The organism is Citrobacter werkmanii (genome assembly GCF_008693645.1).
Classification (GTDB): domain Bacteria; phylum Pseudomonadota; class Gammaproteobacteria; order Enterobacterales; family Enterobacteriaceae; genus Citrobacter; species Citrobacter werkmanii.
In genome coordinates this window covers 3798589-3820177 of the sequence record NZ_CP044101.1, presented here as the reverse complement: position 1 = coordinate 3820177, position 21589 = coordinate 3798589, and the positions used below count along the sequence as shown (strand labels likewise).

General features: G+C 53.0%; 24 protein-coding genes and 1 pseudogene. 17 read left to right on the top strand and 8 right to left on the bottom strand.

Features of this window, described 5'->3' with window-relative positions; all coding sequences use genetic code 11:
• Window positions 1-24 precede the first annotated feature (24 nt).
• Together tapT and trxC are read right to left on the bottom strand one after the other, a co-directional pair.
• The gene (gene tapT, locus FOB24_RS18985) at window positions 25-723 is read right to left on the bottom strand and encodes a tRNA-uridine aminocarboxypropyltransferase (protein WP_087856392.1); all 699 of its coding nucleotides are present in this window, start codon (window positions 721-723) and stop codon (window positions 25-27) included.
• A gap of 69 nt (window positions 724-792) precedes the next feature.
• Window positions 793-1212, bottom strand: a complete 420-nt coding sequence (gene trxC, locus FOB24_RS18980) for a thioredoxin TrxC (protein ID WP_003037559.1) — start codon at window positions 1210-1212, stop codon at window positions 793-795.
• A 207-nt stretch (window positions 1213-1419) separates the two neighbouring features.
• Between trxC and FOB24_RS18975 the strand changes: the two genes are divergently transcribed.
• Window positions 1420-2499 carry a tRNA/rRNA methyltransferase gene (locus tag FOB24_RS18975; RefSeq protein WP_038642726.1) on the top strand — a complete coding sequence of 360 codons (1080 nt, stop codon included), beginning with the start codon at window positions 1420-1422 and terminating at the stop codon, window positions 2497-2499.
• A 33-nt stretch (window positions 2500-2532) separates the two neighbouring features.
• Here FOB24_RS18975 and ung read toward each other — a convergent pair whose 3' ends face one another.
• Window positions 2533-3222 carry a uracil-DNA glycosylase gene (gene ung / locus FOB24_RS18970; RefSeq protein ID WP_042306632.1) on the bottom strand — a complete coding sequence of 230 codons (690 nt, stop codon included), beginning with the start codon at window positions 3220-3222 and terminating at the stop codon, window positions 2533-2535.
• Between the two features lie 317 nt (window positions 3223-3539).
• Between ung and grcA the strand changes: the two genes are divergently transcribed.
• Window positions 3540-3923: an autonomous glycyl radical cofactor GrcA gene (grcA, locus tag FOB24_RS18965; protein ID WP_005121223.1), complete on the top strand. Its 384-nt coding sequence runs from the start codon at window positions 3540-3542 to the stop codon at window positions 3921-3923.
• A 78-nt stretch (window positions 3924-4001) separates the two neighbouring features.
• Here the strand turns inward: grcA and eamB are convergent, their stop codons facing one another.
• Window positions 4002-4589: a cysteine/O-acetylserine transporter gene (gene eamB, locus FOB24_RS18960; protein ID WP_038642722.1), complete on the bottom strand. Its 588-nt coding sequence runs from the start codon at window positions 4587-4589 to the stop codon at window positions 4002-4004.
• A 102-nt stretch (window positions 4590-4691) separates the two neighbouring features.
• Here eamB and FOB24_RS18955 point away from each other — a divergent pair, with 102 nt between their 5' ends.
• On the top strand, window positions 4692-5588 hold the full coding sequence (locus tag FOB24_RS18955; protein ID WP_087856395.1) for a LysR family transcriptional regulator: 897 nt from the start codon (window positions 4692-4694) through the stop codon (window positions 5586-5588).
• 18 nt (window positions 5589-5606) lie between these two features.
• Here the strand turns inward: FOB24_RS18955 and srmB are convergent, their stop codons facing one another.
• Window positions 5607-6935: an ATP-dependent RNA helicase SrmB gene (gene srmB / locus FOB24_RS18950; protein ID WP_038642718.1), complete on the bottom strand. Its 1329-nt coding sequence runs from the start codon at window positions 6933-6935 to the stop codon at window positions 5607-5609.
• A 132-nt stretch (window positions 6936-7067) separates the two neighbouring features.
• Between srmB and trmN the strand changes: the two genes are divergently transcribed.
• The gene (gene trmN, locus FOB24_RS18945; RefSeq protein WP_085048976.1) at window positions 7068-7805 is read left to right on the top strand and encodes a tRNA(1)(Val) (adenine(37)-N(6))-methyltransferase TrmN; all 738 of its coding nucleotides are present in this window, start codon (window positions 7068-7070) and stop codon (window positions 7803-7805) included.
• Here the strand turns inward: trmN and nadB are convergent.
• Window positions 7790-9412 (bottom strand): L-aspartate oxidase, encoded by a 1623-nt coding sequence (gene nadB, locus FOB24_RS18940; RefSeq protein WP_038642714.1) that lies wholly within the window; start codon window positions 9410-9412, stop codon window positions 7790-7792. The genes trmN and nadB overlap by 16 nt on opposite strands.
• A 263-nt stretch (window positions 9413-9675) precedes the next feature.
• Here nadB and rseD point away from each other — a divergent pair.
• From rseD to acpS, 12 genes and pseudogenes are all read left to right on the top strand, one after another.
• Window positions 9676-9841, top strand: a pseudogene (rseD, locus tag FOB24_RS18935) (rpoE leader peptide RseD).
• The gene (gene rpoE / locus FOB24_RS18930; RefSeq protein ID WP_003037573.1) at window positions 9838-10413 is read left to right on the top strand and encodes an RNA polymerase sigma factor RpoE; all 576 of its coding nucleotides are present in this window, start codon (window positions 9838-9840) and stop codon (window positions 10411-10413) included. The pseudogene rseD and the gene rpoE overlap by 4 nt, the downstream one beginning before the upstream one ends.
• 31 nt (window positions 10414-10444) lie before the next feature.
• Entirely contained in the window at window positions 10445-11095 is a 651-nt protein-coding gene (rseA, locus tag FOB24_RS18925) for an anti-sigma-E factor RseA (protein ID WP_008785497.1), read from the top strand.
• Window positions 11095-12051 (top strand): sigma-E factor regulatory protein RseB, encoded by a 957-nt coding sequence (gene rseB, locus FOB24_RS18920; protein ID WP_038642710.1) that lies wholly within the window; start codon window positions 11095-11097, stop codon window positions 12049-12051. Before rseA ends, rseB begins: the two co-directional genes overlap by 1 nt.
• Window positions 12048-12512 carry a SoxR-reducing system protein RseC gene (rseC, locus tag FOB24_RS18915; protein WP_042306646.1) on the top strand — a complete coding sequence of 155 codons (465 nt, stop codon included), beginning with the start codon at window positions 12048-12050 and terminating at the stop codon, window positions 12510-12512. Before rseB ends, rseC begins: the two co-directional genes overlap by 4 nt.
• A 270-nt stretch (window positions 12513-12782) precedes the next feature.
• Window positions 12783-14582 (top strand): translation elongation factor 4, encoded by a 1800-nt coding sequence (gene lepA / locus FOB24_RS18910; RefSeq protein ID WP_038642706.1) that lies wholly within the window; start codon window positions 12783-12785, stop codon window positions 14580-14582.
• Window positions 14583-14597: 15 nt separating this feature from the next.
• Window positions 14598-15572 carry a signal peptidase I gene (gene lepB / locus FOB24_RS18905; protein ID WP_038642704.1) on the top strand — a complete coding sequence of 325 codons (975 nt, stop codon included), beginning with the start codon at window positions 14598-14600 and terminating at the stop codon, window positions 15570-15572.
• Window positions 15573-15841: 269 nt separating this feature from the next.
• Window positions 15842-16522, top strand: a complete 681-nt coding sequence (rnc, locus tag FOB24_RS18900; protein ID WP_003037579.1) for a ribonuclease III — start codon at window positions 15842-15844, stop codon at window positions 16520-16522.
• Window positions 16519-17424 (top strand): GTPase Era, encoded by a 906-nt coding sequence (gene era, locus FOB24_RS18895; protein WP_110497136.1) that lies wholly within the window; start codon window positions 16519-16521, stop codon window positions 17422-17424. Before rnc ends, era begins: the two co-directional genes overlap by 4 nt.
• A gap of 134 nt (window positions 17425-17558) precedes the next feature.
• Window positions 17559-18287, top strand: coding sequence for a DNA repair protein RecO (gene recO, locus FOB24_RS18890; protein ID WP_038642700.1), 729 nt, complete (start codon window positions 17559-17561; stop codon window positions 18285-18287).
• A gap of 11 nt (window positions 18288-18298) precedes the next feature.
• The gene (gene pdxJ / locus FOB24_RS18885) at window positions 18299-19030 is read left to right on the top strand and encodes a pyridoxine 5'-phosphate synthase (protein ID WP_003838383.1); all 732 of its coding nucleotides are present in this window, start codon (window positions 18299-18301) and stop codon (window positions 19028-19030) included.
• On the top strand, window positions 19030-19410 hold the full coding sequence (gene acpS, locus FOB24_RS18880) for a holo-ACP synthase (RefSeq protein ID WP_038642698.1): 381 nt from the start codon (window positions 19030-19032) through the stop codon (window positions 19408-19410). The genes pdxJ and acpS overlap by 1 nt, the downstream gene beginning before the upstream one ends.
• Here acpS and FOB24_RS18875 read toward each other — a convergent pair.
• Window positions 19407-19667, bottom strand: coding sequence for a YfhL family 4Fe-4S dicluster ferredoxin (locus FOB24_RS18875; protein ID WP_038642696.1), 261 nt, complete (start codon window positions 19665-19667; stop codon window positions 19407-19409). The genes acpS and FOB24_RS18875 overlap by 4 nt on opposite strands.
• A gap of 55 nt (window positions 19668-19722) precedes the next feature.
• On the bottom strand, window positions 19723-20571 hold the full coding sequence (locus FOB24_RS18870; RefSeq protein WP_085049300.1) for a MurR/RpiR family transcriptional regulator: 849 nt from the start codon (window positions 20569-20571) through the stop codon (window positions 19723-19725).
• A gap of 117 nt (window positions 20572-20688) precedes the next feature.
• Between FOB24_RS18870 and murQ the strand changes: the two genes are divergently transcribed.
• Window positions 20689-21582, top strand: coding sequence for an N-acetylmuramic acid 6-phosphate etherase (gene murQ, locus FOB24_RS18865; protein ID WP_085049329.1), 894 nt, complete (start codon window positions 20689-20691; stop codon window positions 21580-21582).
• The last annotated feature ends 7 nt before the right edge of the window (window positions 21583-21589 follow it).

Here is a 21589-nt window from a genome sequence, read left to right as displayed (position 1 = left end):
AATGACACCAGTGACCGAATGATTTTAAACGCTTTCTGTCGAGTCTGCTGTGACGCTTCCCTGATGTTGAGTTTTTCCTGCCAGGTAACGGGTTTTAAAGCGAGTGAAGTGATCGCTTAACCCTTCCGCAGCTTGCGTATCGCCAGCCAGATCCAGCAAAGCGATGGCGACTTCGGCAGTACAGTATTGCCCTTCGGCGTGAATACCACGCAGGTGATAAGCAGAAAGGCGCGATAAATCAACGGAGATCACCGGCAGGTTGTCGAGGTACGGGCTTTTGCGGAACATTTTACGCGCTTCCGGCCAGGTGCCATCGAGCATAATAAACAACGGCGGTTTGCCGGTCGGCGGCGTGAAAATCACTTCGCGCTCTTCGCCCGCATAGGAAGCCGGGAATACCACCATCGGCTGGTAATCGGGATTTTTCACCAGCTCAAGCAGCGCCTGCGGCGGTTCGGTGCGTGACCACTGAAAAGCCGCGGTATCGGGCAAAATATCGGCGATTAAACGTCCCGTGTTACTGGGCTTCATCGGCTCTGTATCAAACATGACCAGACAAAAACGGCTTTTGGCCTCAGACGGTACTAACGTTGCGCATAAGCAGAGCTTTAGCGGCAGCAGGCAGCGCTGGCAGCGACGAATACGGTTACCTCGGGCGAGGAAAGGACGCGTGGCGCGCGCGAGGCGCTCAGCGCGTAACTGAAGAACTGCGTTATCGGTCATGGGGGAACACGTTGAAAAACGCTATTGTCGCAGAGGTGAAAACGGGGCACAAGATGCGCCCCGCAGAGATTATAATGATTCGTTAAGCCAGCTATCAAACGGAGCCTTAGGTACGGCGCCATTAAGCATATCGACGATTTCACCTTTTCTGAAGATCATGATGGTCGGAATACTGCGGATGCCGAAGCGGGCGCTGAGTTCACGCTCGGCTTCTGTATTCACTTTAACAAAACGTACTTTACCGCTACGCTCTTCCGCGACATCTTCAAAAATTGGGGCAAAGTTACGGCATGGTCCGCACCAGGGGGCCCAAAAATCAACCACCACCGGGAGATCGTCTTTTAACAGTTTATCCAGTGTTTCACCGGTCGCATTGATCACCTCCCCATCGAACAGGTCGTGACCACAGCGTCCGCATTTAGCCGCTTCCTGGACACGATCGTCGGGAATGCGGTTGATAGCCTGGCAGCTGGTACAAACGGTATTCATAACTAACCTCTGGATGAGTAGTGTGGACTTCATGGCAGTGACGCCAGTATGTTTCTATTATGTTACATATTATCGGGGAGTCTGTTCTAAACAACAATGCGTTTTATTCAATGAGTACAATAGTCCTTAGCTTTTAAATGAAATAATGGCTAACGACGTGCACATCGGGTAATCTGCGCGCTTCGCGCAGAGCAGGTGGAGAAAAACATGAGCGACGAACTGAAGAACAAAAACGGCAAGGTCAAAGTGATGTACGTCCGCAGTGACGATGACTCGGATAAACGCACCCAAAATCCACGTACTGGTAAAGGCGGCGGACGCCCCGGTACTTCCCGAGCCGAAGGCGGTCGTCGCCCTGCCCGTGATGACAGAAAGGGTCCGAACAGCGAACGCGGCCGTGAACGTGGTCGTGACCGCGATGCAGAACGCGATCGCAGACGTGAAGATTCACCATGGCGTACCGTGTCCCGCGCACCGAATGATGATGCTGAGGATAAAGCCGATCATGGTGGCATTAGCGGCAAGAGTTTTATCGATCCTGAAGTCTTACGTCGTCAGCGCGCGGAAGAAACCCGCGTTTACGGTGAAAATGCCTGTCAGGCTCTGTTCCAGAGTCGTCCGGACGCTATTGTTCGCGCCTGGTTCGTGCAGAGCGTCACCCCGCGCTTTAAAGAAGCATTACGCTGGATGGCGGCAAACCGTAAAGCCTACCATGTGGTTGACGAAGCTGAGCTGGCGAAAGCCTCCGGTACTGAGCACCATGGTGGTGTTTGCTTCCTGATCAAAAAACGTAACGGTACCACCGTTAAGCAGTGGGTGGGTCAGGCTGGGGCGCAGGATTGCGTACTGGCTCTGGAAGACATCGCTAACCCGCACAACCTGGGCGGAATGATGCGTAGCTGCGCCCACTTTGGTGTGAAAGGCGTGGTGGTACAGGACGCGGCGCTGCTGGAATCAGGTGCGGCAATCCGTACCGCTGAAGGTGGCGCAGAGCATGTTCAGCCGATCACCGGTGACAGCATTGTCGATGTGCTGGACGACTTCCGTAAGGCAGGTTACACGGTAGTGATGACCTCAAGCGTGAAAGGCAAACCGTTGTTTACTACCACGCTGCCGGAAAAAATGGTGCTGGTATTAGGGCGTGAGCGTGAAGCGCTGCCGGAAGCGGCATGCTCAGCCGACGACCTGTGCGTGGCGATTGACGGTACGGGTAACGTTGAAACGCTCAACGTATCTGTGGCAACCGGCGTACTGCTCGCGGAGTGGTGGCGTCAGAACAAAGCCTGATAATAAAAATGCCAGCGAATCGCTGGCATTTTTTTACTCACTTTCTGCAGGTAACACCGGCGTCCAGTCAATCGGTTTTTCACCTCGTTGTTCCAGCCATTCATTAGCCAGTACAAAGTGATTGCAGCCAAAGAAACCGCGATGCGCGGAGAGCGGTGACGGGTGCGGCGCTTTCAACACATGGTGACGTTGGGTATCAATAATCGCACCTTTCTTTTGTGCGTGTGAACCCCAGAGCAGGAAAACGACGCCTTCGCGATGCTGATTAATCAGGCTGATGACTTTATCGGTAAAGGTTTCCCAGCCCAGGCTGGCGTGCGAATGTGCCTGACCGGCGCGGACGGTGAGTACGGTATTCAGTAACAGTACCCCCTGACGTGCCCAGCTTTCCAGATAACCGTGCGTTGGGCGCGTGAAGCCTGGAATCGTCGCTTCCAGCTCTTTGTACATGTTCAGCAGCGATGGGGGAGTGGCAATACCCGGACGAACAGAGAACGCGAGACCGTGTGCCTGGCCTGGACCGTGGTAAGGATCCTGCCCCAGGATGACGACTTTCACGTCGCCAAGTTCGGTAAAGCGAAAAGCGTTAAACACATCTTTTTGCGGCGGGTAAATTGTCATACCCGACTGACGCTCGCCAGCGACAGTATGTAGCGTGTTAACAAAATAAGGCTGCTGTTTCTCATCTGCCAGCACATCGTGCCAGGTTAATTCGGTGGCCATCTCGCTCTCCTGCGAATTTTCAATCCCTCTAGCTTAACTGCTTCTTACCACGTCGCAAAATTCTGTACGTTTCTCAACGGCATGGGCCTTAAAGATAGTTGAAAATTTATGTAAAAAGTTTAGCTGTGTACGTGGCGTAAGTTGATGTAAAACAATAAAATCCACCTATCACCACTTTTCATGTGTGGTTTTTATTGATTTAAATCAAAGATCCAAGGGTGTGTGAGGGGTATATATACACTCAAGCAACAATGGTTTTACCAATTGGCCGGATGACGGCCAACCGAGATCAAATAATTTTGCCGGGGAGGCATCAAATGATTACAGGTATCCAGATTACTAAAGCTGCAAACGACGACCTGCTGAACTCTTTCTGGCTGCTGGACAGCGAAAAAGGCGAAGCACGCTGCATCGTTGCGAAAGCAGGTTTCAATGCGGATGACGTCGTTGCCGTCAGCAAACTGGGTGAAATCGAATACCGTGAAGTGCCGGTAGACGTACAGCCGGAAGTTCGCGTGGAAGGTGGTCAGCACCTGAACGTGAACGTTCTGCGTCGCGAAACGCTGGAAGATGCGGTTAAGCATCCGGAAAAATATCCGCAGCTGACCATCCGTGTTTCTGGTTATGCGGTACGTTTCAACTCTCTGACCCCAGAACAGCAGCGCGACGTTATTGCTCGTACCTTTACTGAGAGCCTGTAAGGCTCGCGGGGAATAACCCCGTTTAGCAGAGGATCAAAAGCGGAAGATGCCAGCGCGTCTTCCGCTTTTTTATATCCGTTAGTAAAAAATTCGTACTGCGCAATACACTAACAGCAGCGCCAGAATGATATTCAACTGTCGGCCGTAACGGCGAAAGAGGCGCTGAAAAAGATGGCCTGCTAGTGCCCAACATGCATTACCAAAGGTGCCGATCAGCGCCAGCAGAATACTCACCCCAATCAGCCAGTGTGCATCCTGCGTATAGGGCAGTACGAACGTGGATAACGCGGTAATGCCGTACAAAATGATTTTGACGTTAACAAACTGCAAGCCAAAACTCGCCCAGAAGCCGATCGGTTCGGACTGCAAATTATCGTTTGCCGCCGGGCTGGTGGCGATTTTCAATGCCAGCCACAAGATATATGCCGCGCCTGCCCAACTGAGCCAGTGGATGATGGCAGGATCCATCGCGGCAAGCGAAAACGAAATCCCGGCGCATATCAGCATGACGATTAAAAAGCCCAGACTCATCCCGGCAAGTACGCGCGTGCTCTGGCGAAAACCGTGTGACGTCGCAGCACTGAGCGCAAGGATGTTATTTGGGCCGGGGGTTAGCGCGGTAATCAATGTATAGGTCCAGAATGCACTTAAAAGTATGGGGGTCACTTGTTATCTCCTCTGTTTTGGTAGACAGTACTCGAGTCAAAACATTTAAAAAAATGAATGTTTTCGCATTCTGAGTTCGATATTTTCGATAGGTTGGTGCGGATGGATTTACGTCGGTTTATTACGTTAAAAACGGTGGTGGAAGAGGGGTCGTTCCTGCGGGCGTCACAAAAGCTTTGTTGTACGCAATCGACCGTGACGTTTCATATTCAGCAGCTTGAGCAAGAGCTTTCGGTGCAGCTGTTCGAAAAAATTGGCCGCAGAATGTGTCTCACCAGTGAGGGCAAACGGTTGATGCCGCATATACACGACCTGACCCGCGTGATGGCATCGATTCGTCAGTCAGCGCAGCAGGATGCGCAGCCGAGCGGCGATCTACGCGTTGCGACCGGCGAAACGCTGCTGGCGTATAAAATGCCGCAGGTTCTACAGCGATTTAAACAACGCGCGCCTCATGTGCGGTTGTCCTTACAGTCGCTTAACTGCTATGTCATTCGCGATGCGTTGCTCGGTGATGAGGTTGATCTGGGCGTGTTTTATCGTGTTGGTAATGATGATGCACTTGAGATGATACCGCTGGGCGATCAGTCACTGGCGCTGGTTGCGTCGCCTCTGCTGCAGCACGTTGATTTCACCCGGCATCACCAGCACATTCCCTGCAGCTTTATCATTAATGAACCGCAATGTATTTTCAGACAACGCTTCGAAGGGCTACTGCGTAAGCGTCATATTACGCTGGAAAATACGATTGAGTTGTGGAGTATTGAGAGCATCAAGCACTGCGTATCGGCAAATCTTGGCGTCAGTTTTTTGCCGCGTTTTGCCGTTGAGAAGGAGCTACGTTCAGGGGAATTGGTTGAGTTACCGTTCAGCGAACAGCCGGAGTTAATTACGGCATTGTGCGGTTATCATGCTGGAAAAGTCGTTAGCCCGGCGATGCGGGTGTTTATTGAGTGTATTGAAGAGAGCTTTGCGATGCATGAAAAAATGCCGGGCTAAACGGCCCGGCATACGGTTTTACTCTTTGTCGGACTGCTGGGGAGCCGTTCCGCTCGGCTTACGACGTTTGCCGATATTTTTGGCGTCGCGGTGACGTTTCTTCACGCGCGGTTTCTCTTTTTCTTTGGCTTTTTGCTCGGCGCGCTTCGCCAGCACTTTCTTGGACGGCTTGCCGTTAGATTTCTCACTTGGCGCGCGAGTTGTCGGACGCAGTTCGTCAATAACGCGCGCCTTCAGCGGTTCGTCGATATAGCGGCTCGCTTTACCAAGCAGCAGGTGGTCGTGCGCTTCAACCAGAGAAATCGCGGTACCTTTACGGCCAGCGCGGCCGGTACGGCCAATGCGGTGTAGATAGGCATCACCACTGCGCGGCATGTCGTAGTTAAACACGTGGCTAACATCAGGAATGTCGATCCCGCGGGCGGCAACATCGGTCGCAACCAGTACGTTCACACGACCATCGGTCAGGCGTTTGATCGCTTCGTTACGCTTGATCTGTACCATCTCGCCTTCGAGATAGCAGTTATTAATGCCAGCCTGGCGCAGCCAGCCTGCCAGCTCGTGTACACGCTCACGCTTACGTACAAAAACAATCGAACGGGTCGCTTCCGGCTGTTTTAACAGATGGATCAGCAGAGCCGTTTTGTGCTCAATGTCATCGGCACGGTAGTAAAATTGATGGATCTTCTTGCGTTCGCGGGTCGAGGGATCCGCCGAAACCTCAACCGGATCCTCCAGCAGGCGCTCGGCAAAATCTTTAATCGCGTCGCCTTCCAGCGTGGCAGAGAATAACATCGTCTGCTTACGCCAGCGGGTTTCACCGGCGATATGTTCGATGTCCTGGGCAAAGCCCATGTCCAGCATACGGTCTGCCTCATCGAGGATCAGCGTTTCAACCGCGTGGCAGTCGAAATTCTCTTCTTTGATGTATTGCAGCAGGCGACCGGTGGTGGCGACCACGATATCCTGGTTTTCGCTAAAGACTTCCATATGGTTCATGTAAGCCACGCCGCCGGTAATTGTGGCGATATCCAGATGCGTATTCTTCGCCAGTTCACGGGCGTGGTCGGCAACCTGCATCGCCAGTTCGCGCGTTGGCGTCAGAATTAAAATGCGCGGTGGGCCAGATTTTTTGCGCGGGAAGTCGAGCAGGTGCTGCAACGCTGGCAGCAAATATGCCGCCGTTTTACCGGTGCCTGTCGGCGCAGAACCGAGTACATCACGGCCATCGAGCGCAGGCGGAATGGCGGCAGCCTGAATGGCGGTCGGGCGAGTGAAACCTTTTTCCTGGAGGGCATCCAGAAGGCTTTCATCGAGTTCAAGTTCGGAAAAAGTCGTTACAGTCATGTTCTACCTCTGTGTGGGGCGCTGATTATAGACGTTACGGCTGCAATCTTCATCTGTTTGTATGGATATAGCTTCTCAGGTATTGTTTTTATCCTATGTTATCGTCTTTTTTCCCCAGGAAGGTTGTTCTCCATGCCCCAGTCTACATCCGTACTTAGACGTAATGGATTTACATTTAAGCAGTTTTTTGTGGCGCATGATCGTTGTGCGATGAAAGTCGGAACGGACGGTATTTTATTAGGGGCCTGGGCCCCCGTTGCGGGCGTAAAACGGATCCTGGATATTGGTACCGGGAGCGGCCTGTTGGCGTTGATGCTGGCCCAGCGTACTGATGAAAATGTCATCATTGACGCCGTGGAGCTTGATGTTGACGCCGCGCAGCAGGCGCAGGAGAACATCGCGCAATCTCCGTGGATGCATCGCGTCAGCGTTCATACAGCAGATGCGCAGCAATGGATACCACGCCAGACCGTGCGTTTTGATTTGATTATCAGCAATCCACCTTATTATGAACAGGGAGTGGAATGCGCCACGCCGCAGCGCGAACAGGCACGTTACACGACCGCGCTCGATCATGAAGCATTGCTGGCGCTGGCGGCGGGGAGTATTACTGAAGATGGTTTTTTTTGTGTCGTGCTGCCGGAACAAATTGGTAACGCCTTTACCCAGCAGGCATTAAGTATGGGCTGGCATTTGCGTTTACGTACGGATGTGGCAGAAACTGAGGCCCGGCTACCACATCGTGTATTGTTGGCATTCTCCCCGCAGGCCGGGGAGTGCTTTAGCGACAGGTTGGTTATCCGTGGGCCAGACCAACGTTACTCTGAAGGTTACACGGCGCTGACCCAGGCGTTTTATCTGTTTATGTGATGACTTAGCGGCGAGAGGATGGACGGGCCTGACTCGGGAAGTTGTTCAGGATAATCCAGCGTGTAGTGCAGGCCCCGACTCTCTTTGCGCATCATTGCGCAGCGTACAATCAGCTCGGCAACCTGCACCAGGTTGCGCAGTTCCAGCAAATTGTTCGACACGCGGAAATGGGCGTAATACTCGTCGATTTCCTGTTGCAGCATGGTGATACGGCGCAGCGCGCGCTCCAGGCGCTTAGTCGTACGCACAATCCCGACGTAGTCCCACATAAATAAGCGCAGCTCATGCCAGTTATGCTGAATCACCACCAACTCATCCGGATTTTCCACACGACTTTCATCCCAGGCGGGAAGTGTGTTGACACCGCGTGCGTAAGGCATTCGCCTGTCGATATCTTCAGCGGCTGACCAGCCGTAAACCAGGCACTCAAGCAATGAGTTCGACGCCATACGGTTGGCGCCATGCAGGCCGGTATAGCTCACTTCGCCGATGGCATACAGACCGTCGACATCCGTGCGGCCAAAGTCATCAACCATCACACCGCCGCAGGTATAGTGCGCGGCAGGGACGATAGGGACCGGCTCTTTGGTCAAATCGATGCCCAGTCCCAGCAGTTTTTCATAAATCATCGGGAAATGCTGACGAACAAATGCTTCCGGTTTATGGCTGATGTCGAGGAACATGCAGTCAGCGCCCAGACGCTTCATCTCGTGGTCAATGGCACGGGCGACGATATCGCGGGGAGCCAGTTCGCCACGCTCGTCAAAATCGGGCATAAAGCGCGAGCCGTCCGGGCGCTTCAGGTGCGCGCCTTCGCCACGCAGCGCCTCGGTCAGCAGGAAATTGCGCGCCTGCGGATGATACAGCGCCGTTGGATGAAACTGGTTAAATTCAAGATTGGCGACACGACATCCCGCGCGCCAGGCCATCGCAATCCCGTCCCCCGAGGAGATATCCGGATTGGTAGTGTACTGATACACTTTTGACGCGCCGCCGGTAGCTAACACCACTGACTTCGCATGGCAGGTTTCGACAGCTTCTTTATTACGATTCCAGATCCAGGCCCCAACAACCCGACGCGTTCCCGGCAGGCCGATTTTATCAGAGACAATCAGATCGACGGCATTACTGCGCTCCAGAACCTGTATGTTAGGATGATTTTGCGCCTGGCTGACAAGGGTGGTTTCGACTTCTTTACCGGTAGCATCCGCAGCATGCAGGATGCGTCGATGACTATGACCGCCTTCACGGGTCAGGTGATAACTCTCTTCACCGTTGGGCTGAACCTGCGTATCAAATAACACACCCTGATCGATAAGCCACTGCACACAGGTGCGGGCATTGCTGGCGACAAACTCTACCGCATGACGATCGCAAAGTCCGGCCCCGGCAACCAGCGTGTCTTCAACGTGGGAGTCGATACTGTCGGTTTCATCGAAAACCGCGGCAATACCACCCTGAGCATAAAACGTCGAGCCTTCGCTAACAGGACCTTTGCTCAGTACAATAACCTGATGTTTCTCAGCCAGCCGCAGCGCCAGCGAGAGTCCGGCAGCTCCGCTGCCAATGATCAGCACGTCACAGGATAATTCAGGAGTTGTATTCATAATGTTTGTTTAATTTACTAAACAGTGTTTGCTCACAATAGCACCAGAATACGCGTTGCTGCACGTTTTATTTTTAAATGTGTTGCAATGGCTAAACATGAAAGAAAAAGTATGACGAGGCCGAAATGAGCAAAATTATTTTGTGAAGCAGGCCGTTAGCATCAGATTATGTGATGAAATAAAGTGGCCGTTGGGTTACTCTGCAAGCGGTGAAATGGGCATTTCTTACAGATAGTGCGTTGATCGGGTTATGTAGACTTATAATGAGAGATAAGACCTGTCTACAACATGACAAACAAAAAACAAATGCGTAACGGAACTTTACGAAACTTGAGCACTCTAAGCATTTGCTTGCTCATAGTGAAGCTTATGGAGTGGCGTTTCGACAGCGCGTGGAAATTTGGTTTGGGGAGACTTTACCTCGGATGAGCGAGCAGTTAACGGACCAGGTCCTGGTAGAACGGGTCCAGAAGGGAGATCAGAAAGCCTTTAACCTACTGGTAGTCCGCTATCAGCATAAGGTGGCGAGTCTGGTTTCTCGCTATGTACCGTCGGGCGATGTACCCGATGTAGTACAAGAAGCATTTATCAAGGCCTATCGTGCGCTGGACTCGTTCCGGGGGGATAGTGCTTTTTATACCTGGCTGTATCGTATCGCAGTCAATACAGCGAAGAATTACCTGGTCGCTCAGGGGCGTCGTCCACCTTCCAGTGATATAGATGCGATTGAAGCAGAAAACTACGAAAGTGGCGGTGCACTGAAAGAAATTTCGAACCCTGAGAACTTAATGTTGTCAGAAGAACTGAGACAGATAGTTTTCCGAACTATTGAGTCCCTCCCGGAAGATTTACGCATGGCAATAACCTTGCGGGAGCTGGATGGCCTGAGCTATGAAGAGATAGCCGCTATCATGGATTGTCCGGTAGGTACGGTGCGTTCACGTATCTTCCGAGCGAGGGAAGCTATTGATAATAAAGTTCAACCGCTTATCAGGCGTTGACGATAGCGGGATACTGGAAAAGGTATTAGGCATGCAGAAAGAAAAACTTTCCGCTTTAATGGATGGTGAAACGCTGGATACTGAGTTGCTTAAAGAGCTGACTCACGACCCGGAAATGCAAAAAACCTGGGAGAGTTATCACCTGATTCGCGATTCCATGCGAGGTGATACCGCCGACGTTCTCCATTTCGATATTTCCGCCCGCGTAATGGCTGCCATCCAGGATGAGCCAGTACGTCAGACGGCGCCATTGATTCCTGAGGCCCAACCAGCACCGCACCAGTGGCAGAAAATGCCATTCTGGAAGAAAATGCGTCCGTGGGCCGCGCAGCTTACCCAAATGGGGGTGGCCGCGTGTGTATCACTTGCAGTTATTGTTGGCGTCCAGCACTATAACGGTCAATCTGAAACGTCCCAGCAGCCCGAAACGCCGGTATTTAATACATTACCGATGATGGGTAAAGCCAGTCCGGTAAGCCTGGGTGTACCTTCTGACGCGACAGCCAGCGGCGGTCAGCAACAGCAGGTACAGGAGCAGCGTCGTCGTATTAATGCCATGTTGCAGGATTACGAACTGCAACGTCGACTGCACTCTGAACAGCTTCAGTTTGAGCAGGCGCAAACACAGCAAGCCGCTGTGCAGGTGCCAGGAATTCAAACTTTAGGAACGCAATCGCAGTAATGAAGCAACTTTGGTTTGCCATGTCACTTGTGGCTGGTAGCCTGTTCTTCTCTGTAAACGCCTCGGCCAATCCTGCGTCCGGGGCGTTGTTGCAGCAGATGAATCTGGCCAGCCAGTCGCTAACCTATGAGCTGTCATTTGTCAGCATCAATAAACAGGGTGTTGAATCCCTACGTTATCGCCATGCCCGCCAGGATAACCGTCCGTTAGCGCAGTTGTTGCAATTGGATGGACCGCGCCGGGAAGTGGTGCAACGCGGCAATGAAATAAGTTATTTCGAGCCTGGGCTCGAACCGTTCACGCTGAACGGCGACTATATCGTTGATTCATTGCCATCCCTGATTTATACCGACTTCAAACGCCTTGCACCCTACTATGATTTTATTTCAGTAGGCCGCACTCGCATTGCCGATCGGCTCTGTGAAGTGATCCGCGTTGTCGCTCGTGACGGCACGCGTTACAGCTATATCGTCTGGATGGACACCGAAACCAAGCTACCGATGCGTGTCGATCTTCTCGATCGTGATGGCGAAACGCTGGAACAGTTCCGCGTCATCGCCTTTACCGTAAACAACGGCGTTAGCGACAGCATGCAGACGCTGGCGAAAGCCAATCTACCGCCGTTGCTGTCGGTTCCTGCGGGTGAAAAAACCAACTTCAACTGGAGTCCGTCATGGGTGCCGCAAGGCTTTAGTGAAGTCTCCAGCAGTCGACGTCCGCTGCCGACCATGGATAACATGCCGATTGAATCACGCCTTTATTCGGATGGCCTGTTCAGTTTCTCCGTGAACGTAAACCGCGCGACGCAAAACAGCACCGATCAACTGCTGCGAACCGGGCGTAGAACGGTCAGCACCAGCGTGCGTGATAACGCGGAAATTACGATAGTGGGCGAACTGCCGCCACAAACGGCGAAGCGTATCGCGGACAATATTAAGTTCAGGGCCGCACAATGATCAAAGAGTGGGCGACAGTCGTTTCCTGGCAAAATGGTCTGGCGACGGTCAGCTGTGATGTGAAAGCGTCATGTAGCAGCTGTGCTTCCCGGGCCGGATGCGGGAGCCGCGTGCTGAATAAACTTGGACCGCAGACCACGCACACTATTGTGGTACCCAGCGATGAGCCATTGGCCCCTGGTCAAAAAGTTGAGCTGGGCATTGCCGAGAGGAGCCTGTTGGGATCGGCGATGCTGGTTTATATGTCTCCGCTGGCGGGGCTCTTTCTTTTCGCGGCGCTGTTCCAGGTGCTGTTTGGCTCCGACCTGGCAGCTTTAAGCGGGGCTGTACTGGGTGGCGTGGGCGGATTCCTGATCGCCCGCGGATATTCCCGTAAGCTTGCTGAACGTGAAGCCTGGCAGCCGGTCATTCTGAACGTTGCCCTCCCGCCCGATCTTATTCGCGTTGAAACCCAGCAGTGATATCTTTGCCTGATGGCGCTGCGCTTATCAGGCCTACCGTGTTTTCAGATGCAGGCGTAGGCCGGATAAGGCGTTTATGCTGCCATCCGGCAAAAGTTTCACCGACTTTGTAAGGTTGTTTCCAGTTCCCGCTATCCTTGCTCTATGAACGTTTCCTCGCCTCAGCGTTGTAGTGTAGAATGCGGCGTTTCACTTAAACAGACGTTAAGCTCAGATCAGCGACTTCTCAGAGCCTGCTCAGGCGGGCGTAAGGCACAATAATTACTCTATATGAAGAACATACGTAACTTTTCAATCATAGCTCACATCGACCACGGTAAATCGACGCTGTCTGACCGTATTATCCAGATCTGCGGTGGCCTGTCTGACCGTGAAATGGAAGCGCAGGTTCTCGACTCGATGGATCTTGAGCGTGAGCGCGGTATTACTATCAAAGCGCAGAGCGTGACGCTCGATTTCAAAGCATCTGATGGTGAAACCTATCAGCTTAACTTTATCGACACACCGGGCCACGTCGACTTCTCATATGAAGTTTCCCGCTCGCTTGCCGCCTGTGAAGGCGCACTGCTGGTGGTTGACGCCGGGCAGGGTGTAGAAGCGCAAACGCTGGCCAACTGCTACACCGCCATGGAAATGGATCTGGAAGTGGTGCCGGTACTGAACAAAATTGACCTGCCAGCCGCTGACCCTGAGCGTGTAGCGGAAGAAATTGAAGATATCGTCGGCATCGACGCCACCGACGCAGTACGCTGCTCGGCGAAAACCGGCGTGGGCGTGACCGACGTGCTGGAACGTCTGGTGCGCGACATTCCGCCGCCGGAAGGCGATCCGGAAGGCCCATTGCAGGCGCTGATCATCGACTCCTGGTTCGATAACTACCTGGGCGTGGTTTCGCTGGTGCGTATTAAAAACGGCACCATGCGTAAAGGCGACAAGATTAAAGTGATGAGCACCGGTCAGGTTTATAACGCCGACCGTCTGGGCATCTTTACGCCAAAACAGGTTGACCGTACCGAGCTGAAATGCGGCGAGGTAGGTTGGTTGGTTTGTGCGATTAAAGACATCCTTGGCGCCCCGGTGGGTGATACCTTAACGTCTGCGCGTAATCCGGCAGAGAAAGCGCTGCCAGGTTTCAAGAAGGTGAAACCGCAGGTTTATGCCGGTCTGTTCCCGGTCAGCTCTGACGATTACGAAAACTTCCGTGATGCGCTCGGCAAGCTGAGCCTGAACGACGCTTCCTTGTTCTATGAGCCGGAAAGCTCAACCGCGCTGGGCTTTGGCTTCCGCTGTGGCTTCCTTGGCCTGTTGCACATGGAGATCATTCAGGAACGTCTGGAACGTGAATATGATCTGGATCTGATCACTACCGCGCCGACCGTAGTTTACGAAGTGGAAACCACAGCGAAGGAGACAATCTACGTCGATAGCCCGTCCAAGCTGCCGCCGCTGAACAACATCTACGAACTGCGCGAGCCGATCGCCGAGTGTCACATGCTGCTGCCGCAGGCTTACCTTGGTAACGTCATCACGCTGTGTATCGAGAAACGTGGCGTACAGACCAACATGGTTTATCACGGTAACCAGGTCGCGCTGACCTATGAAATTCCGATGGCGGAAGTGGTACTCGACTTCTTCGACCGCCTGAAGTCGACCTCCCGCGGCTATGCGTCGCTGGACTATAACTTCAAACGCTTCCAGGCGTCTGACATGGTGCGTGTTGATGTCCTCATCAACAACGAACGTGTCGATGCGCTGGCGCTGATCACTCACCGCGACAACTCCCAGAGCCGTGGCCGTGAGCTGGTCGAGAAGATGAAAGATCTGATCCCGCGCCAGCAGTTTGATATCGCGATCCAGGCGGCTATCGGCACGCACATCATCGCGCGTTCAACGGTGAAGCAACTGCGTAAAAACGTTCTGGCGAAATGCTACGGTGGCGATATCAGCCGTAAGAAAAAGCTGCTGCAAAAACAGAAAGAGGGTAAAAAGCGCATGAAGCAGATCGGTAACGTCGAACTGCCGCAGGAAGCGTTCCTCGCCATTCTGCATGTCGGTAAAGACAGCAAATAATCTTAAGGAGTTGGCATGGCGAACATGTTTGCCCTGATTCTGGTGATTGCCACACTAGTGACGGGCATTTTATGGTGCGTAGATAAATTCATTTTCGCGCCAAAACGCCGGGAGCGTCAGGCAGCAGCGCAAGCTGCTGCAGGTGATTCACTGGATAAAGCAACGCTGAAAAAAGTGGCCCCTAAGCCGGGCTGGCTGGAAACTGGCGCATCCGTTTTCCCGGTATTAGCTATCGTGCTGGTGGTGCGTTCGTTTATTTATGAACCGTTCCAGATCCCGTCAGGTTCGATGATGCCGACGCTGTTGATTGGCGACTTTATTCTGGTGGAGAAATTCGCCTACGGGATTAAAGATCCGATTTACCAGAAAACGTTGATCGAAACCGGCCATCCGAAACGCGGTGATATCGTGGTGTTTAAATACCCGGAAGATCCGCGCCTGGACTACATCAAACGCGCTGTCGGTTTACCGGGAGACAAAGTGACGTACGATCCGGTGGCGAAAGAGGTGACTATTCAGCCTGGTTGCAGCTCCGGTCAGGCGTGTGAAAATGCGCTGCCGGTAACCTACTCTGATGTTCAGCCAAGTGATTTTGTGCAGACCTTTGCTCGTCGCAACGGCGGGGAAGCGACCAGCGGTTTCTTTGAAGTTCCGTTGAACGAAACGAAAGAGAACGGTATTCGCCTCACCGAACGTAAAGAAACGCTCGGTGAGGTAACGCACCGCATTCTGACCGTGCCAATCGCGCAGGATCAGGTAGGGATGTACTACCGTCAGCCTGGCCAGCAGCTAGCGACCTGGATCGTCCCACCGGGACACTACTTCATGATGGGTGATAACCGTGACAATAGCGCGGACAGCCGTTACTGGGGATTTGTGCCGGAAGCGAATCTGGTGGGTAAAGCGACTGCAATCTGGATGAGTTTCGACAAGCAAGAGGGTGAATGGCCGACCGGCGTGCGTTTAAGCCGTATTGGTGGTATTCATTAATTGCTAATAATCGTTCACGTTGTCGTCATTATGGCGACAACGTGAATTATTTCTCGGATAAATTCCCGCAGACTAACGACATCCCTTGTCGTTGTGTATAGAATATTCCCCCGAAGTTTTAGGTTGGCACCGACAGGTTGCCACGGCACACGAAACAGCGTTGGTTTGTATACAAAAGCATTCAGACGATGCCAGATGGCTAAGTGAATGGCGTATATCAGGTCTGTTTCGTGTGCTGAATTGTTGACGCATTCATTTATTGGTATCGCATGAACCCCATCGTAATTAATCGGCTTCAACGGAAGCTGGGCTACACTTTTAATCATCAGGAGCTGTTGCAGCAGGCATTAACTCACCGTAGCGCCAGCAGCAAACATAACGAGCGTTTAGAATTTTTAGGCGACTCTATTTTGAGCTTTGTCATCGCTAATGCGTTATATCACCGTTTCCCGCGTGTGGATGAAGGTGATATGAGCCGCATGCGCGCGACGCTGGTTCGCGGTAATACGCTGGCAGAATTAGCCCGTGAGTTTGACCTCGGTGAATGTTTACGTTTGGGGCCAGGCGAGCTGAAAAGCGGCGGTTTCCGTCGTGAATCGATCCTGGCGGACACCGTTGAAGCTTTGATCGGCGGCGTCTTCCTCGACAGCGATATTCAAACCGTTGAACAACTGATCCTGAATTGGTATCAAACCCGTCTGGATGAAATTAGCCCAGGCGACAAACAAAAAGATCCGAAAACGCGCCTGCAGGAATATTTGCAGGGTCGCCACCTGCCGCTGCCGTCCTACCTGGTGGTGCAGGTCCGTGGTGAAGCTCACGATCAAGAATTTACTATCCACTGCCAGGTCAGCGGCCTGAGTGAACCGGTGGTTGGCACAGGTTCGAGCCGTCGTAAGGCTGAGCAGGCTGCCGCCGAACAGGCGTTGAAAAAACTGGAGCTGGAATGAGCATCGATAAAACTTACTGCGGATTTATTGCCATCGTCGGCCGCCCGAACGTTGGCAAATCCACCTTGTTGAATAATCTGCTTGGGCAGAAGATTTCTATTACCTCTCGTAAGGCTCAGACAACTCGTCACCGTATTGTTGGCATCCATACCGAAGGCGCGTATCAGGCGATTTATGTTGATACCCCGGGCCTGCATATGGAAGAAAAACGTGCCATTAACCGCTTGATGAACAAGGCGGCGAGCAGCTCGATTGGTGATGTTGAGCTGGTGATTTTCGTTGTGGAAGGCACTCGCTGGACGCCGGACGACGAAATGGTGCTCAACAAGCTGCGTGATGGTAAAGCCCCGGTAATTCTGGCGGTGAACAAAGTCGATAACGTTCAGGAAAAAGCCGATCTGCTGCCGCACCTGCAGTTCCTGGCCAGCCAGATGAACTTTCTCGACATCGTGCCGATCTCTGCCGAGACCGGTCTGAATGTTGATACCATTGCGGGTATCGTACGTAAGCATCTGCCGGAAGCAATTCATCACTTCCCGGAAGATTACATCACCGATCGTTCTCAGCGCTTTATGGCCTCTGAAATCATCCGTGAGAAGCTGATGCGTTTTCTGGGCGCTGAACTGCCGTACTCCGTCACCGTTGAGATTGAGCGTTTTATCTCTAACGAGCGCGGCGGCTACGATATCAACGGTCTGATCCTTGTCGAACGTGAAGGGCAGAAGAAGATGGTGATTGGCAACAAAGGGGCCAAAATTAAAACCATCGGTATTGAAGCGCGTAAAGACATGCAGGAAATGTTCGAAGCGCCTGTTCACCTTGAACTGTGGGTGAAAGTGAAATCCGGCTGGGCCGATGACGAACGCGCGCTGCGCAGCCTCGGTTACGGCGACGACCAGTAGTTTTAATACTCTATGGCTTTCGAGGTGCAGGAAGGCGGCAAGTCCGTGAATCCCCGGGAGCTTACTCTCGTAAGTGACTGGGGTGAACGGGCGCAGCTAACGCACCTGCAACTTGAAAGACGACGAGTATTATGATGGAAGGATGGCAACGCGCTTTTGTCCTGCACAGCCGCCCGTGGAGCGAAACCAGCCTCGTACTGGACGTCTTCACGGAAGAATCGGGCCGCGTGCGCCTTGTAGCCAAAGGCGCGCGTTCCAAACGTTCCAATCTTAAAGGCGCCCTCCAGCCTTTTACGCCGTTACTGCTTCGCTTTGGTGGACGTGGTGAGGTCAAAACCTTGCGTAGCGCCGAAGCCGTCTCTCTGGCACTCCCTCTAAGCGGTATTACGTTGTACAGCGGTCTGTATATCAACGAGCTTATCTCACGCGTGCTTGAATACGAGACCCGCTTTTCTGAACTCTTTTTCGACTACCTGAACTGTATTCAGGCGCTGGCAGGCGCGACGGGTTCGCCAGAGCCTGCCTTGCGTCGCTTTGAACTGGCTTTACTCGGTCATCTGGGTTATGGCGTGGATTTTACCCACTGCGCGGGTAGCGGTGAGCCGGTAGATGACACCATGACCTATCGCTATCGGGAAGAGAAAGGATTTATCGCAAGTGTAGTGATTGATAACGCCACCTTTACCGGACGCCATCTGAAAGCGCTTGAGTCGCGTGAATTTCCGGATGCTGATACGCTTCGCGCTGCGAAACGCTTTACCCGCATGGCGTTAAAGCCGTATCTTGGTGGTAAGCCGTTAAAAAGCCGGGAACTGTTCCGGCAATTTATGCCAAAACGCGCAGTAAAAATTAAAAATGATTAACGAGGATTGTCATGGCTGAATTACTGTTAGGCGTCAACATTGACCACATTGCCACTTTACGTAATGCACGCGGCACCGCATACCCGGACCCGGTTCAGGCGGCGTTTATCGTTGAACAGGCGGGCGCAGACGGCATTACCGTACATCTGCGTGAAGACCGTCGCCATATTACCGACAGAGACGTGCGTATTCTGCGCCAGACGCTGGATACCCGTATGAATCTGGAAATGGCGGTAACCGAAGAGATGCTGGCCATTGCCGTTGAGACGAAGCCGCATTTTTGCTGCCTGGTGCCGGAAAAACGCCAGGAAGTTACCACCGAAGGTGGTCTGGACGTCGCCGGTCAACGCGACAAAATGCGCGACGCCTGTAAACGCCTGGCGGATGCTGGCATTCTGGTTTCACTGTTCATTGATGCCGACGAAGAACAGATTAAAGCCGCTGCTGAAGTTGGCGCGCCGTTTATTGAAATTCACACCGGCTGTTACGCTGATGCGAAAACTGACGCGGAACAGGCCAGCGAACTGGCGCGTATCGCCAAAGCGGCGACCTTTGCCGCAAGCCTTGGCCTGAAGGTGAATGCGGGTCACGGCCTGACGTACCACAACGTTAAAGCCATCGCGCGGATCCCTGAAATGCACGAACTGAACATCGGTCATGCCATTATCGGACGCGCAGTGATGAGCGGTCTGAAAGACGCGGTAGTAGAAATGAAACGCCTGATGCTGGAAGCGCGTGGCTAATGGCGATTTTGGGATTAGGTACGGATATCGTGGAGATTGCCCGCATTGAAGCGGTGATCTCCCGCTCCGGTGACCGTCTGGCAAGACGCGTGCTCAGCGACAACGAATGGGCAATCTGGGAGACGCATCAGCAGCCGGTGCGTTTTCTGGCGAAGCGTTTTGCGGTTAAAGAAGCGGCAGCAAAAGCCTTTGGTACGGGTATCCGCAACGGCCTGGCGTTCAACCAGTTTGAGGTTTTCAACGACGAGCTCGGTAAGCCGCGTCTGCGGTTATGGGGAGAGGCGTTAAACCTGGCGGAAAAACTCGGCGTCGCCCATATGCATGTGACGCTGGCCGATGAGCGTCACTACGCCTGCGCCACGGTGATTATTGAAAGTTAGATTTTGTCCGCGTGATGCATCTGGACGAATTTATCCCACAACTGCTCTTCACTCTCTAAATGTGCCGGATCTTTCAAAATAGTATTGGGGATCGGGCACACCTTCTGGCAGGTTGGCGTGTCGTAATGGCCTACGCATTCCGTACATTTGTCGCTGTTAATCTCGTAAATGCTGTCACCCATCGAAATCGCCTCATTCGGGCATTCAGGTTCGCACATATCGCAATTGATACACTTTTTAGTGATTAACAGGGCCATCAGGAAACTCTCAAAACATCACAAATCGGGCGGGCATTATACGCGCATTCTTTGCTCAGACCAGTTTTTTTACCAGCGCTTCGCTGTGACGAATGCGTTCCGGGGCATGCTCCAGATCCTGCTGCACCAGCGCCATAAACAGTAAATCGGTGAGCATCATTTGCGCGTGGGTGGAGGAGATCGCGGCGCTGCGCGTAGCCTGTTCCTCGGCAATCGTATACAGACAATGACTTGCACGTTGCTGCAGGGCATTGGGCGTAAATCCGGTGATGGCGAGAATTTTGGCCCCGGTACGCAGCGTTTCATCTGCCGCCAGATTAAGTTCGCGGCGCTCACCGGTGTACGAAATAGCCAGCAACAAATCGCCTGGTGAAAGCGCCTGCACCGTCGCCAGCAGGGCGTGCATATCACGTTCGACTACCGCGTTAAAACCAATCTTCAACAGCTTCCAGGCAAAGTTCTGCGCGACCAGACCCGATGCGCCAATACCGGTCAGAATAATACGTCGGGCAGAGCGCAACATCGTGACGCTCTCCAACAGTTTTTCTTCGCTGTTAATATCCAGCGTCGCATGCATCGCCGCCACGTTCTCCTGAATCAGCTTTTCGCCCACCAGACGCATCGGGTCATCACCCCGAATCTGGTTATGCACCGGAACAGAATGGGGGTTGGGATTACTGGCCAGCGCTTCGCTAATCGCCAGTTTCAGTGCCGGAAATCCTTTAAAACCCAATTTTTGCGCGAACTTCACCACGCTGGACTGGCTGACGCCCGCTTCGAAGGCCAACTGCTGTGAGCTGAGATGACGCGCGGTATCTGGTTGAGCAAGGAGATAATCCGCAAGTTTTTTATCGCTTTGCGCGAGATCCGGGTAACGCTGACGAATGCGAATTAAACAGTTCATGCTGTCTCCTGGCGAAAACGTGATGGCGATTACAAAACAAAATTTCCCTCGCCTGGATGAATATAATATTCCATTATGACAGATTATTATGAATTAAAAATTCCTAAGGACCAAAAAATGAATCTCGGTGCATTAGTTTCAGAAACCCGTAACCCTCAGACCATGGATCTTGATGCGCTCTCCACGCTGGAGTTGGTTCATCGTTTTAATCAACAGGATACGCTGGTAGCACAAGCAGTAAAAGCCACTCTTCCTGAAGTTGCGCGAGCGGTCGATGCGGCGGCGGATGCGCTTAAAGCGGGCGGACGCATTATATACATGGGCGCGGGTACCAGCGGGCGTCTTGGCGTGCTGGATGCCTCTGAATGCCCACCGACTTTCGGCGTACCGCACGGTCTGGTGGTTGGCCTGATAGCCGGAGGACCGGGCGCGTTGCTGAAGGCGGTTGAAGGCGCGGAAGATAACCCGCAGTTAGGTGAAGACGATCTGCGTACGCTCAACCTTACCCCAGAGGATCTGGTGGTTGGTCTGGCGGCGTCAGGTCGTACGCCGTATGTGATTGGTGGGCTGAAATATGCCCGGACGGTAGGCTGTACGACGGTGGCGATTTCCTGCAATCCGGACTCTCCTATTGCTCATGAAGCGGATATTGCCATCTCCCCTGTGGTAGGGCCGGAGGCCCTGACGGGGTCAACACGACTGAAATCCGGCACTGCGCAAAAACTGGTGCTCAATATGATCTCCACCGGTGCGATGGTGAAGTTTGGCAAGGTGTATCAGAACCTGATGGTGGATATGCAGGCAACCAACGTCAAACTGGTCGATCGGGCGTGTCGCATGGTGGTTGAGGCCACTGGCATTGCGCGAGAGCAGGCGCAAGCGCTGTTAAAGCAGACTGACTTTGAGGTTAAACCCGCCATTTTAATGGCGCTCACCGGCCTGGACGCCGCTGCCGCCCGCGAAAAGCTTGCCGCTCACCAGGGTTTTTTACGCGCGGCGTTAGAACACTAAGAGGTGT

Coding starts and splice junctions, on each gene's coding strand:
- tapT (WP_087856392.1), bottom strand. CDS start 723: ATGACCGATAACGCAGTTCTTCAGTTACGCGCTGAGCGCCTCGCGCGC.
- trxC (WP_003037559.1), bottom strand. CDS start 1,212: ATGAATACCGTTTGTACCAGCTGCCAGGCTATCAACCGCATTCCCGAC.
- FOB24_RS18975 (WP_038642726.1), top strand. CDS start 1,420: ATGAGCGACGAACTGAAGAACAAAAACGGCAAGGTCAAAGTGATGTAC.
- ung (WP_042306632.1), bottom strand. CDS start 3,222: ATGGCCACCGAATTAACCTGGCACGATGTGCTGGCAGATGAGAAACAG.
- grcA (WP_005121223.1), top strand. CDS start 3,540: ATGATTACAGGTATCCAGATTACTAAAGCTGCAAACGACGACCTGCTG.
- FOB24_RS18955 (WP_087856395.1), top strand. CDS start 4,692: ATGGATTTACGTCGGTTTATTACGTTAAAAACGGTGGTGGAAGAGGGG.
- srmB (WP_038642718.1), bottom strand. CDS start 6,935: ATGACTGTAACGACTTTTTCCGAACTTGAACTCGATGAAAGCCTTCTG.
- trmN (WP_085048976.1), top strand. CDS start 7,068: ATGCCCCAGTCTACATCCGTACTTAGACGTAATGGATTTACATTTAAG.
- nadB (WP_038642714.1), bottom strand. CDS start 9,412: ATGAATACAACTCCTGAATTATCCTGTGACGTGCTGATCATTGGCAGC.
- rpoE (WP_003037573.1), top strand. CDS start 9,838: ATGAGCGAGCAGTTAACGGACCAGGTCCTGGTAGAACGGGTCCAGAAG.
- rseA (WP_008785497.1), top strand. CDS start 10,445: ATGCAGAAAGAAAAACTTTCCGCTTTAATGGATGGTGAAACGCTGGAT.
- rseB (WP_038642710.1), top strand. CDS start 11,095: ATGAAGCAACTTTGGTTTGCCATGTCACTTGTGGCTGGTAGCCTGTTC.
- rseC (WP_042306646.1), top strand. CDS start 12,048: ATGATCAAAGAGTGGGCGACAGTCGTTTCCTGGCAAAATGGTCTGGCG.
- lepA (WP_038642706.1), top strand. CDS start 12,783: ATGAAGAACATACGTAACTTTTCAATCATAGCTCACATCGACCACGGT.
- lepB (WP_038642704.1), top strand. CDS start 14,598: ATGGCGAACATGTTTGCCCTGATTCTGGTGATTGCCACACTAGTGACG.
- rnc (WP_003037579.1), top strand. CDS start 15,842: ATGAACCCCATCGTAATTAATCGGCTTCAACGGAAGCTGGGCTACACT.
- era (WP_110497136.1), top strand. CDS start 16,519: ATGAGCATCGATAAAACTTACTGCGGATTTATTGCCATCGTCGGCCGC.
- recO (WP_038642700.1), top strand. CDS start 17,559: ATGGAAGGATGGCAACGCGCTTTTGTCCTGCACAGCCGCCCGTGGAGC.
- pdxJ (WP_003838383.1), top strand. CDS start 18,299: ATGGCTGAATTACTGTTAGGCGTCAACATTGACCACATTGCCACTTTA.
- acpS (WP_038642698.1), top strand. CDS start 19,030: ATGGCGATTTTGGGATTAGGTACGGATATCGTGGAGATTGCCCGCATT.
- FOB24_RS18875 (WP_038642696.1), bottom strand. CDS start 19,667: ATGGCCCTGTTAATCACTAAAAAGTGTATCAATTGCGATATGTGCGAA.
- FOB24_RS18870 (WP_085049300.1), bottom strand. CDS start 20,571: ATGAACTGTTTAATTCGCATTCGTCAGCGTTACCCGGATCTCGCGCAA.
- murQ (WP_085049329.1), top strand. CDS start 20,689: ATGAATCTCGGTGCATTAGTTTCAGAAACCCGTAACCCTCAGACCATG.